We start from the raw sequence: 12,392 nt of genomic DNA on the forward strand, positions 1-12,392 counted from the left end.
AAAACTGATTCATAATCATATAGTAATATCATCCTGCTCACTACCTTCACTCTTCTGATATTTGGCTATGATGTGAAGATCTATTTAGTGCATTCTCCCGCTAGCACTCTTGTGGACAATCATCCGTACCGGATACGATTGCGCCGTTTTCTCGCGTTATCCCACGTGCAGCCAAAAAACAAAACAGCCAGTCAGAGTGTTAATCTAACTGGCTGTTATTTAATGATTTAATTTACGGACAAATTACAGGGTAGGGTAGTCGGTATAACCCTTCGCACCACCGCCATAGAAAGTATCGCCATCTGGCTCATTCAACGGTGCCTGTTGTTGCAGGCGGGCCACCAAGTCTGGGTTAGAAATATAGCTACGGCCAAAGGCGACTGCATCGATAAATCCTTTTTCTATCAAGTCTTCTGCTTTTTCAGCGGTGTATGCACCAGCACCCACAATAACGCCTTGGAAGCGAGCGCGGACGGCATCACGGAATGCGTCAGAATAAGGTTTACCGCCGGCCCAGTCTGGCTCAGAGATGTGCAGATAAGCAATATGACGTTTGTTTAGCTCGTCAATTAGATACAGCGCCGCCTCTTCCTGATCTTCACCATTATCCAAGCCATTGAATGGCCCCAATGGTGAGATACGGATACCAATATGTTCAGCGCCCCATTCGGCTACCGTGGCATCAACCACTTCCAGCGTTAGACGGGTACGGTTTTCAATGCTGCCACCGTATTGGTCGGTACGTTGGTTGGATGCCGGAGACATAAATTGATGCAACAGGTAGCCGTGGGCTGCATGCAGTTCAATATAGTCAAAGCCAGCCTCGCGAGCATTAGCCGTTGCCTGACGGAAATCATTAATGATGCCAGGGATCTCTTCTGTTTCTAGCGCGCGCGGGGTGGAGCAGGGAACGCGGACCCAGGCTCCTGTTTCATCGCGTACCGTGGTGCGGGTATCTGCGGCAATGGCCGAAGGTGCCACAGGGGCTTGCTGGCCCGGTTGTAACGTGTTGTGTGAGATACGGCCAACATGCCATAACTGCACGGCAATATGTCCACCTTCGTCATGCACCGCCTGCGTGATTTTTTTCCATGCGTTTAACTGTTCCTGAGTGTGCAACCCTGGTGCACCCGCATAGCCTTTCGCCTGGAAAGAAATCTGGGTGGCTTCGGTAACAATCAAACCCGCGCTGGCCCGTTGACGATAATATTCAGCCATCAGAGGGGTTGGAATATCACCCGGTTCAATGCTGCGCAAGCGAGTCAACGGAGCCATAAATACACGGTTCGGCAAAGTGAGCGCGCCAACTTTCAAAGGGGAGAACAGTTTAGCAGTCTTCATGGTGCATCCTATATTAATAGACCAGTCGACTAGCGGCTGGGTAAATTCTGACAAACGAAAGTGTTAGATTCAGAATCATTGGATTATTGGGCTGGTTGTAGAATCAGTTCGATACTTTCTAGCGCACAGGTCAGCGGAGCAACCGATCGTTTCACCTTCGCCCGCAGTGAAGCACCGAGCCACAAGGCATACAGTGTTTCAGCCGTTGCCGCCGGTGAGAGCGTAATGCGCAGTGAGCCTTCGGCAATACCGGCTTCAATGGCATCTTGCAAACGACCAATCACACGGGCTGTGCCAATATCCAACGCATGTCGCATGGGTTCGGATAAGTCACTTACCTCTGCTGAGAGTTTAACCGCCAGACAAGCATTGTGGCATTCACTGCCACAATAGTTAGCAATAGCTTGAGCAAAATAGTGCAGCAGATGATGGCGCATATCACCTTGCGAATGGGTTAGCAGGCTTTCCATTTCAGCGTCGTAACTATCAAAGTAACGCTGTAGCATCGCCTCACCAAAAACTTCCTTCGAACGGAAATAGTGATAAAACGAACCTTTAGGTATGCCCGCCGTGGTCAGTAACAGGCTGAGACCCATACCATTAAAGCCAAGACGCAGGCTAAGGTTCTCACCGGTTGCTAACAGATGTTCACGAGTGTCTATGTGCGCGTGCTGTATTTTGTTCATGTCGAAGAACGTAATAGACCAATCGGTCTAGGTCAAGAAAAAAATGCCAGCGGAGGGGATCGCTGGCATCAAGGTCACTTTCAGGTATCAACTCTTTACGGACTTTTTTGACTGATTCTTTCGCCCTGGTTTCGGCATTTCTGTAGTAAATCTAGCGCTGACTGATATTCAGTGGTTTGAACATTCATCATGCCTAATAAGGTATGGAAAAGATTATCTTGCGATATTTCATCATGTTGTGCACTGGCAGATAAACACTGACGGTCAATGCTAAAGCTTTTTGTATATTCAGGAGATAACCACATTAAGAATGGTATATGTGTCTGCTGGCTGGGGGCGAACATATAAGGGGTACCATGCAAATACATACCATTTTCGCCTAATGACTCACCGTGGTCAGAGAGATAGACCAGCGCGGTGTTAAAGTTATTACTGTGTTGTTGCAACAACTTAATGGTGCTATCCAGCATCGCATCGGTATAAAGAATAGAGTTATCGTAGGTATTGACCAATTCCTGCGGGCTGCAATCCTGAATTTGGTTGCTATTACAGGTAGGAGAAAATTTACGTATCTCTGGCGTTGAACGGCGATAATAAGCCGGTCCGTGACTGCCCATTTGGTGTAAGACGATAACGCCGTCACCTTGTAGCCCATTGATATAATTATCTAACTTATACAGTAATGCGTTATCTAAGCAGACCCCGTTCTCACAATCAGTGGCGAGTTGCAGCTGGGTAACATCCTGATGTGGAATACGATCGCAGGCACCTTTACAACCACCATCATTTTCGCGCCATAAAACATTCAAACCCGCATGGGCAAGAATATCCATTAAGCCCTCTTGGTGGCTGGCAAGGGTAGCATCATAATTTTCGCGTGCCATATTCGAAAACATACATGGCACTGAAACCGCAGTTTCAGTTCCGCAAGATGATGCTTTACTGAAATAGGTAACATCTTGTTTTTTCAGGCGCGGGTTGGTTTCTCGCCCATAACCACCCAAAGAGAAATTTTCTGCGCGGGCGGTTTCACCTACCACCAAAATGACCAGCGTTTTCTTTGGTTGTCCGCTAATTAATGGGCCTTTATGGGCATCTTCACCAAGGGTGACCAGTGGCATATTACTGGTAAAATATTTGTGTTTGGCGAATTGAAAACTGCCACTGACAAAGTTTGATGGGGTTAACATTTTAACGATACTTTTGTTATTCCGAATCAACGATGCGTAATCTTTATAAAATAGTGTGGCGACCAACAGAATAACAACGGCAGATACCAAAATATTTGCTGCACGTAGCCCCAACATATACCACCATGGGCGGGTGACCCGAATACGGACAAAGCAGACCACAATGGCAGGAATGATACCCGCTACCAGCAGCCAAAGCGCCATACGGGGAGTAAAGAGAGCGGTGGCCTCCTGCGAGTTGGTTTCAAAGGCATTTTGCATCATGTTGGCGTCAATGACGGCACCATAACTGAACATAAAATAGTTTGCTGCTGCGCTGCCCAATAGAAAGAAAATAATGATGGGCTTATGCAGTAAAGGCACTGCTAACAGACTAAATATGATGTTCAGTGCACAGAAGATCACCACCGGAATTGTTGCGGCGAAGAGATAGCTGTCACTGCTGTCAAAATGGATCAGCGACCAGGCTTTTGCAATAAATAATGCGTTATGTGCCAAGGTGAAAAAGAATGCGCTGGCCAGAATAAAACTCAGTCCGTTACACTGTAACTTATGTCGAACATTCATTGTGAAAATGGAATCCTACGGTTCACTAATTACCTGAATGGTATCGAATGAAACTTAAGATAACCTTAGCCGTTAATGGGCGCGGCCAGCGTTGACGGAGGATTTTTACAACAGTAAACAAATTGAGCTTGCCAGCCGTGGTGAAGCAGTCTTCAATTAAAGTATCAGCCGCAGGAGGCACAGTGTCTCAGCAACTTGAGTTTTTCGACATTCCTAGCCCGTGCCGTGGTATCTGCCAAACAGATGACCGTGGCTTTTGCCGTGGTTGCCTGCGTAGCAGGGATGAGCGCTTTAATTGGATGAAAATGAGTGATCCGCAAAAACGGGATGTACTGCGTTTATGTCGCCAACGGCTACTGCGTTTGCAGCGTGGCAATAAACAACCGGATGAGCCATTACCGGAACAACCATCCTTGTTCTAATTCACCGCAACCTTGTCTCAAACTTTGACATTTCTGGCTATTTTAGCGCTAAGCCCCCGTTTGGCCTTTAATTGATGGTTCAGGGAGGATTTAACCTTGCCGTCGGTTGTGTATGCTTATAGGCAGATAAACAGATGAGGTAGCTAATAATGGATACACGTAGCCAACTGGCTCCGCTTGGACCTGAATTTTCACGTATGATTTGCGGTTATTGGCGGCTGATGGAATGGGGCATGTCGCCTGAACAATTGTTGGTCTTTATCGAACAGCATATTGAATTGGGTATTACCACGGCAGATCATGCTGACATTTATGGCGGTTATCAGTGTGAACAGGCGTTCGGGCAAGCATTGCGCCTTAAACCGTCCTTGCGTGATCAACTGGAGTTGGTGAGCAAATGTGGTATTGCCACCACGGCTAAACCAGAACATGCGTTGGGGCACTACATCACCGATAGTTCACATATCATTACCAGTGCTGAGCAGTCATTGGCCCATTTGCATACTGACTATCTTGATTTGTTGCTGATTCACCGCCCAGATCCGTTGATGGATGCCGATGAGGTGGCAGAAGCCTTCACTCAACTGCACCAAAGTGGCAAAGTAAAACACTTCGGTGTTTCAAACTTTACCCCCGCGCAATTCAGTTTACTTCAATCGCGTCTGCCGTTCTCGCTGGTCACGAATCAGGTAGAAATTTCGCCGCTGCACCAGCCAGCTATTGTCGATGGTACGCTCGATGCCTGCCAACAACTGCGCATCAAACCTATGGCGTGGTCTTGTCTTGGGGGCGGTAGGTTGTTCAGTGATCCAGAGTTCCAGGTGTTACGTGATGAGTTGCAGGCGGTAGCCGATGAAATTGGTGCTGCAAGCATTGAACAAGTGGTTTATGCCTGGGTTCTACGTTTGCCGTCGGCACCGTTACCGATTATTGGTTCTGGCAAGATAGAACGGGTTAAAACCGCATGGGCATCGCTCTCCTTAACGATGACACGCCAGCAGTGGTTCCGCATTCGCCGTGCCGCATTGGGGTACGACGTGCCTTAAGCCTTATCTTTGCGCCAGCAAAGCTCAGGCTGGCGCAGTTTTGTTTTCCTCGGCAGGTGGTGCCAATTGCAGTTGTGTCAGTGAGCAATATAATCGCCAAATCAGCCCTGCCAGTTCCCGCCCAGAAGCATCGGGGTATTGAGCCAAAATCGCACTCATCCGCTGTAACTCCTGTAACGTCGCGAGCAACGATTGGGGTTGCACACCTTTTTCGGTCATACACCCCTTCAGGCAGTGAATACAAACATCTCGCACCGCTGATAATGGCGCAGAGGTGGTTTGCCAATCACGTAATTGCCAGACCACGTGGCTGCAATTGAGCAATACCATCCCCCAACGCAGCAGCCACAGGCGAGCAGCCTGATCTTTACTGAGATTGAGTTGGCTAACGCGATGGTAAATCAGTGATTCAAATTGATTCTGACTTTGCTGCGGATGGCTACTGATTTGGTCAATAAAATCACGCCGTAGCATCCGAATGATACGTCGACTTTTGCGTTTGTCAGAACTGGGGCGCAATAGCTGAAACGCAACACCTGCTAACATTACACCGACTAATTTACCAATATTGTCATTAAGGAACTCTTGATAATCATAGCTTGGCGGGTTGGTCACACTCAGGAAAGAACCCATAAATACAATTAATTGGCCCCACAATGAAGCATAAGTTGGATGCTGTAGCTTCATCATTTGCATGGTGAGTAAAATGGGGAAGAGCAGCACCGCAAACTGCCAGAAATCATCAATTTGCACCATCACGCCAAATTTAAGAATAAAGCAGCCGATAGAAAGCAAAACAATGGCTTTCATTAGTGTAGCAATGCTGTCTGTTGGTGATGGAGTTGCGGAGTAAAGCACGCAACTCACTGCCGCCAATGCCAGAGCAGCACTGCCAGAACTCCACTGCGTATTTATCCAAAATGCGCAGCCGATAACAATACACACGAAGGTGCGCAGCCCGTTATAAGCCGCCTCATAGCTATCGGTATGGCGAGCCAGTGCGGTTACCGACGGTGGTGGCTGGAGGCCGGTGGTGGGTTCTTTATCTAACTGAGCCAGCCAGCGATTGACTTGCAAATATAACCAACAAAAATGCTGTAATCGTAACCAAAAGGCACGGTGCCGATAGTCAAATTCATCGTGTGGGGCGATTTGTTGCAGTATTTTGGCTAACTGATATTTATCGCAATCGGGCTGCTGTAGTGCCTGGAGCAACTGTGATAGTACTGGCATCAGATTTTCTGGCGGAGTTGGCCAGTTAACTAACATGCGCCGTAGGCTGGTAATCACGCTGGTTATACGCAATTGACGATGCAAAATAAAATTCAATACATTATTTTGTCGCCGCAAACGATAATGGCTCCAAAACGCTTGGATCCGCAATAAATTCATGGTCAGAATCTGGCCAATCAATCCTTCATGTGATGCGCGCAGTTGTGGGTTATGATCGGTTTGCCACAATAACTCGGCATGTTCCAGTAAGCGGGACTGCATGCGGCGCAGTGAGGTCAGTAGCGCTTCGCCGTCGGACGTGCTCGGCAGCAGCATCATCATCAGGCCACCACACAAAATCCCCGTAATCACTTCGCAGACTCGGGCCTGCGCAATATCAAAAATCTGTTGTGTGCCCGCGGTGTTGACTGTCGAAAAGGCAATAATAGCAGTGGTATAACCGGCTAACGCAAATGCATAAGAAACATTGTTTTGATAGTGGTTGGAGACAAAAGTACACCAACCAATCCAAGCGGCGATTACCAAGGTAAACAGCCAGGGGTCATTCAGGCAATGGCCGGTAATTATCACTGATGCCGCCGCCCCCAGTAAGCTACCGATGATCCGGCCAATACTCTTGCTGATGACACCGCCGACGGTGGGGAAACTCACCACCGCTGCGGAGGTCATCGCCCAGTACGGCTCATCTAAATTCAACGCAAAGGCAATCCACAGGGATAAGCACATTGCCAGTGAGTTACGCAACGCATAGCGCCACTGACCGGCATTAGCTTTACCCCACGGGGTTTGTTGCCACAAGGGAAAGGAGATGCGCATCACTTAGTCAACCAGTGAAATCGTACAGGTAGTGCCCGCAATAAGCGTGACATCCGCCGGGACATCTAACAGTTTGATTCTCACCGGCACCCGTTGTGCCAGCCGTACCCAAGGAACATTAGGTTTTACATCCACCAATAAGTCGGTGCTACTATCAACGCTTTGATCATAAATAGCGCGACCAATACTCTCTACCACACCGCGTAAAGGAATGTTGCCATTGTACAAGACGATTTTGGCTTCATTACCTTCTCTAATATGTTTCAGCTTGGTTTCTTCGAAATAACCCATTACATAGAATGAATGGGTATCTATTAGCGCGACTAATGGAATGCCCGCGGTTGCATAGTTGCCCACCCGTGTTTGTAAGTTGGTTATATAGCCATTAGTAGGGGCATAAATACGGGTCTTACTGAGGTTCCATTTTGCTTGCTCGACATTCACCAGCGCTCCCTGATAGGCCGCTTTCATGCTATCTGCAGTTAAGTTAGCAATGTCGAGATCTTCACCAGAAATAATATTTTTGGGTAAATTACGGCGGCGTTCTGCTTCATGATTCGCTTTGGCCAAATCAGCCTGTGCCTTGACCAAAGCGGCTTGGGCGTTATCCAATGCCAGTTGATAGGGCTGTGGGTCAATCACAAATAATAAGTTACCCGAGCTTACCAACTGGTTATCATGAACTACTATTTGAACCAGTCGGCCCGACACTTCTGGGGTAATGCTGACCAATTCAGCCCGAACTTTACCATCGCGGGTCCAGGGTGATTGCATGTAATAGTTCCACATCCACCACCCAGCACAAAGTGCGAGAGCGAATATAATGACAGAGGAGAAATATTTAAGAGACTGATGATTCATATCAATTTACCAACTGGCTAATATCCATAAAGAAACGCTGACCGCAATGACAAAAATTGATAGATCCATTAATATTGGATGCCAGATGTCACCAGAGTAGATCCAATTCCGTAGGACATGATGGATCAATAGCCAAAACACCAAACCTAGCATAACGGCCTTAAACAGCGGTGGAAAATAGATTGAGGCACCTAAAACCAAGTCTGTAAGCGGTGTATTTACGGGTAACACTGATACATACATAAGGTTAATCCTTTATAGGTATTTTTAGCAAAAACATCATTTTTTCTAAACTATTCGCCGTATTTATTGCTATTACCCTAGCATCGACGGTATATATACATTTGTGTTTTTAATGTTAATTACCCAAAATAGACGGGACTCTGGGAGTTATGCTAGCACGCTAATTAAAAGGAGGGGCAATTGGAATCGACATTAGGATCTGATTTAGCACGATTAGTTCGCGTTTGGCGCGCACTTATCGACCATCGGTTGAAGCCGCTGGAGTTGACTCAAACGCATTGGGTTACCTTGCATAACATTAATCGTCTACCGCCAGAACAGTCACAAATTCAACTGGCAAAAGCGATTGGTATCGAACAACCATCATTGGTTAGAACCTTAGATCAACTGGAGGAGAAAGGGTTAATCACACGGCATACCTGCGCAAATGATCGCCGTGCGAAGAGGATAAAACTGACGGAGCAGTCTTCACCGATAATAGAGCAGGTTGATGGAGTCATATGTTCCACCCGCAAAGAAATTCTTGGGGGGATTTCAACAGACGAGATTGAATTACTGTCGGGTCTGATTGATAAGCTTGAGAGAAATATTATCCAATTACAAAGCAAGTAATAATAAAGATTTACGACTCTATTCACAGCAGAAAGACATTTGTAGTAATAAAAAGCCAGAGTTCATTACGAACTCTGGCTTTTACATAAAAACAATAAGTGCAGCGTTATTAACGTGGGCTAACAGTCACTGTGCTGCCGTTGCTGGCTAGCATTACACGCTGGCCGACACTAAAGCGGGTTGGGCCTTGTTTTTGCACCACCAGGATGGTTGTACCGTCATCTTTACGGACTTCAAGTTGTACGCCGTCGGTACGGTTCATTGCGCCCTGAACACCTTGCCCCGCCATACCACCAGCAACCGCACCTGCGGCTGTCGCCAGACTACGACCGGTACCACCGCCAACAGTATTCCCAAGGAAACCACCCAAGACAGCCCCGCCAATGGCACCCATAACATTGTTCTCATCGCCACCCTGAATAGTTACTGGGCGTACTGACAGTAAGGTACCGTAAGTCACGGTTTGCACTTGTCGGGCTTCAGATGCGCTGAATACATCACCAGACAGGGTGCTATTATTGGCACAACCTGTCAGAGTAACCGCAGCAATAGCAACGGCGATTAGTGGCTTGATCATAAAAACTCCTATTAAAGATGCACAACCGCATTACGGTTCAGTATGCCAGGGATATCCCAATCCAGTCCATTGATGGCCCGTATTTGCTCCGGGCCGGTATTTGTACAAAGTATGGCTTACCCAAATGTTTATTTCACTACTTACTTATTTTTAACTATCTGCTTAATTTTTCGACCGTCATCAATGGGTACGAAGCTTAGCGTTTTATACTTCAACCAATATTAAACGGCAGTTTAATTTTCTTAAAGTAAGAATTATCGTTGCGATAAATTAAAATGTAAGTAGTAGCGACTTTTATGTGACCTTTCCTACAAATAAAAAACCGAGTTTAGGACAGGCTCCTATAGCGGTATACACTTAAAAAAGTATATCTTTTCAGGGTGTTAATTTTTTATTCTGACTTGGCTCGCGGAAAGTCTTATTGCTATGTTGTCCTTTAATGGGGAATAAGGTCATTGCTATGAAATCAGGCCGTTTTATTGGAGTGATGTCAGGAACCAGCCTGGATGGGGTTGATGTCGTATTAGCTGCCATTGATGAGCGCATGGTGGCCCAGCAGGCCAGCTATAGTCATCCAATGCCGTTACAGTTGAAAAAAGATATCCTCGGCATGTGTCAGGGCCAGACTACGACCTTGTCCGCAGTGGGTAAGCTTGATGCCCAATTGGGTATCTTGTTTGCACAAGCGGTGCAGGGGTTACTGGCGAAAGAAGGCCTTAGCGCACAGGACATTACTGCCATCGGTTGCCACGGGCAGACTGTGTGGCATGAACCGCTCGGTGAACCGGCGTTTACAATGCAATTAGGTGATAACAACCGCATTGCTGCACTGACAAAAATTGCTACTGTTGGGGATTTCCGCCGCCGTGATATGGCTTATGGCGGGCAGGGTGCGCCTTTGGTACCTGCGTTCCATCATGCATTGTTAGCCCATGCTACAGAACGGCGCATGATTCTTAACATTGGTGGCATTGCTAATTTATCTATGCTGTTACCCGATTTGCCGGTGCGGGGGTTTGATACCGGGCCGGGGAATATGTTGATGGATGCCTGGATCTGGCGTAACCGTGCCTTACCTTATGATAAAGATGCGTGCTGGGCATTGTCGGGGCAGGTTAATCAGCCGCTACTTGAGCTGATGTTCAGTGATCCCTATTTCGCCAAGCCAGCGCCGAAAAGTACCGGGCGCGAATATTTCAATGCCGGGTGGTTGGATAAACAACTGGCTAAAGTGCCGGGGCTGAAAGCGGAAGATATTCAGGCAACGTTGGCTGAGTTAACCGCGGTATCAATCGCTGAGCAGGTTCAGTTAGCGGGGGGCTGTGAGCGGCTGCTGGTGTGTGGCGGCGGGGCGCGTAACCCTTTGGTGATGTCACGGATGTCAACCTTGTTACCGGGGACGGAGGTGTGTGTGACTGATGATTTTGGCGTGAGTGGCGATGATATGGAAGCACTGGCGTTTGCCTGGCTGGCATTTCGGACGTTGTCAGGTAAACCGGGTAATTTGCCATCAGTGACCGGAGCCAGTTGCGAAACCATTTTAGGAGCAGTCTATCCTGTATCGTCACGCTGAGGGTGTTAAGCTGCCATAGGGTACGGTGCCTTATTCCATCAACGAGGACGACACAATGAAACATTTATTTGTTGCAACTTCAGTATTTGGCGTAACAGCAGTATTGATGTTGGCAGGATGCAGTCTGGTTCAGCCCAAAAGTGAAACGCTGCATTATCAGTGTGGTACCACCCGTCTGACGGTTATGCAGGACAACCGACAAGATAAAGTCAATTTGGTGTTAGATGGCAAACAGTTGACCTTACCTCAGGTGCGTGCGGCTTCCGGTACTAAATATAGCGACGGCCATTATAACTTCTGGTCGAAAGGAAATAGTGCTTTTGTTGAGCGTGATGAAAAAGTCATTATCAATGACTGTGTTTTGATCAAGTAATCAGGCTGTTGTCCGCTCTGAGTGATTGTGATTCTTGCGCTGCGAGGGCAGAATAATGATCACTGCTTTCCTGCGCGTTACAGAGCTTATATGACTGACAAAAATGAATTTGATGTTGCAGATTTGCGTCGCGAATATATTCGCGGCGGTTTGCGTCGCAGTGATTTAACCGAGAACCCGCTGGATTTATTTGAGCGTTGGTTAAAACAAGCCTGTGAGGCTCGGTTGCCTGACCCGACGGCAATGTGTGTGGCAACGGTGGATGCCAGCGGTCAACCTTATCAGCGCATTGTGCTACTGAAGCATTATGATGATCAGGGCATGGTGTTCTATACCAATTTAGGTAGCCGAAAAGCGCAGCAACTGGCGGAAAATCCACATATCAGCCTGTTATTTCCCTGGCATATGTTAGACCGGCAAGTCATCTTCCTCGGTACCGCAGAGCGGCTTTCAACCCTTGAAGTGCTGAAGTATTTCAGTTCCCGCCCGAAAGATAGCCAGATTGGTGCCTGGGTCTCCCAGCAATCATCGCGTATTTCTGCCCGTGGTGTGTTAGAAAGTAAGTTCCTCGAGTTAAAGCAAAAGTTCCAGCATGGTGACGTGCCATTGCCCAGTTTCTGGGGGGGATTCCGCGTTAAATTTGATTCTGTTGAGTTCTGGCAGGGCGGAGAGCATCGCTTGCATGACCGTTTTATTTATCAACGGCAAGCAGATGCATGGAAAATTGACCGTTTAGCCCCTTGAGAACGATGAAATAATTGTGGTTAAGCCTAGCGCTCGTGTGACGGGCGCTTTATTCTATACCCTTCGTACTTGAAGCCGCAGGGGTGTTTGCTATTTTCGCTACTCAGC

13 protein-coding genes are annotated in these 12,392 nt (G+C 47.5%); 6 read left to right on the forward strand and 7 right to left on the reverse strand.

All coding sequences use genetic code 11. The features are described 5' to 3' along the window. Positions 1–243 precede the first annotated feature (243 nt). The 3 genes from A6J67_RS14140 to eptA all read right to left on the reverse strand — a co-directional run bounded on the left by A6J67_RS14140 (position 244) and on the right by eptA (position 3,784). Positions 244–1,341 carry an alkene reductase gene (locus tag A6J67_RS14140; RefSeq protein WP_005184477.1) on the reverse strand — a complete coding sequence of 366 codons (1,098 nt, stop codon included), beginning with the start codon at positions 1,339–1,341 and terminating at the stop codon, positions 244–246. Positions 1,342–1,424: 83 nt separating this feature from the next. After that, positions 1,425–2,027, reverse strand: a complete 603-nt coding sequence (locus A6J67_RS14145) for a TetR/AcrR family transcriptional regulator (protein ID WP_005184476.1) — start codon at positions 2,025–2,027, stop codon at positions 1,425–1,427. A 95-nt stretch (positions 2,028–2,122) separates the two neighbouring features. After that, positions 2,123–3,784, reverse strand: coding sequence for a phosphoethanolamine transferase EptA (gene eptA, locus A6J67_RS14150; protein WP_050296994.1), 1,662 nt, complete (start codon positions 3,782–3,784; stop codon positions 2,123–2,125). 182 nt (positions 3,785–3,966) lie between these two features. Between eptA and A6J67_RS14155 the strand changes: the two genes are divergently transcribed. Together A6J67_RS14155 and A6J67_RS14160 are read left to right on the forward strand one after the other, a co-directional pair. Continuing rightward, positions 3,967–4,206, forward strand: coding sequence for a DUF1289 domain-containing protein (locus A6J67_RS14155; protein ID WP_005184473.1), 240 nt, complete (start codon positions 3,967–3,969; stop codon positions 4,204–4,206). Positions 4,207–4,355: 149 nt separating this feature from the next. Further along, positions 4,356–5,252 carry an aldo/keto reductase gene (locus A6J67_RS14160; RefSeq protein WP_042569815.1) on the forward strand — a complete coding sequence of 299 codons (897 nt, stop codon included), beginning with the start codon at positions 4,356–4,358 and terminating at the stop codon, positions 5,250–5,252. A gap of 24 nt (positions 5,253–5,276) precedes the next feature. On the opposite strand, the gene A6J67_RS14165 is transcribed toward A6J67_RS14160, so the two are convergent. From A6J67_RS14165 to A6J67_RS14175, 3 genes are read right to left on the reverse strand one after another with little or no spacing between them, the layout of a single operon-like run. Next, positions 5,277–7,301: an FUSC family protein gene (locus tag A6J67_RS14165; RefSeq protein WP_050297004.1), complete on the reverse strand. Its 2,025-nt coding sequence runs from the start codon at positions 7,299–7,301 to the stop codon at positions 5,277–5,279. A gap of 3 nt (positions 7,302–7,304) precedes the next feature. Next, a complete protein-coding gene (locus tag A6J67_RS14170; protein ID WP_032906091.1) occupies positions 7,305–8,162 on the reverse strand; it encodes an HlyD family secretion protein in 858 nt (285 codons plus the stop codon). Positions 8,163–8,168: 6 nt separating this feature from the next. Next, the gene (locus A6J67_RS14175; RefSeq protein WP_032906090.1) at positions 8,169–8,405 is read right to left on the reverse strand and encodes a DUF1656 domain-containing protein; all 237 of its coding nucleotides are present in this window, start codon (positions 8,403–8,405) and stop codon (positions 8,169–8,171) included. Positions 8,406–8,585: 180 nt separating this feature from the next. Between A6J67_RS14175 and rovA the strand changes: the two genes are divergently transcribed. Continuing rightward, positions 8,586–9,017 carry a virulence master transcriptional regulator RovA gene (rovA, locus tag A6J67_RS14180; RefSeq protein WP_032906089.1) on the forward strand — a complete coding sequence of 144 codons (432 nt, stop codon included), beginning with the start codon at positions 8,586–8,588 and terminating at the stop codon, positions 9,015–9,017. Between the two features lie 109 nt (positions 9,018–9,126). Here rovA and A6J67_RS14185 read toward each other — a convergent pair whose 3' ends face one another. Beyond that, the gene (locus tag A6J67_RS14185; protein ID WP_005184468.1) at positions 9,127–9,594 is read right to left on the reverse strand and encodes a glycine zipper 2TM domain-containing protein; all 468 of its coding nucleotides are present in this window, start codon (positions 9,592–9,594) and stop codon (positions 9,127–9,129) included. A gap of 460 nt (positions 9,595–10,054) precedes the next feature. Here A6J67_RS14185 and anmK point away from each other — a divergent pair, with 460 nt between their 5' ends. The 3 genes from anmK (at position 10,055) to pdxH (ending at position 12,284) form a co-directional block, all read left to right on the forward strand. Beyond that, on the forward strand, positions 10,055–11,167 hold the full coding sequence (anmK, locus tag A6J67_RS14190; RefSeq protein ID WP_005184467.1) for an anhydro-N-acetylmuramic acid kinase: 1,113 nt from the start codon (positions 10,055–10,057) through the stop codon (positions 11,165–11,167). A 55-nt stretch (positions 11,168–11,222) separates the two neighbouring features. Next, positions 11,223–11,540 (forward strand): MliC family protein, encoded by a 318-nt coding sequence (locus A6J67_RS14195; protein ID WP_050296993.1) that lies wholly within the window; start codon positions 11,223–11,225, stop codon positions 11,538–11,540. A gap of 90 nt (positions 11,541–11,630) precedes the next feature. Next, a complete protein-coding gene (gene pdxH / locus A6J67_RS14200) occupies positions 11,631–12,284 on the forward strand; it encodes a pyridoxamine 5'-phosphate oxidase (RefSeq protein ID WP_005184465.1) in 654 nt (217 codons plus the stop codon). Positions 12,285–12,392 lie beyond the last annotated feature (108 nt).

Source organism: Yersinia sp. FDAARGOS_228, from assembly GCF_002073315.2.
Classification (GTDB): Bacteria; Pseudomonadota; Gammaproteobacteria; order Enterobacterales; family Enterobacteriaceae; genus Yersinia; species Yersinia intermedia.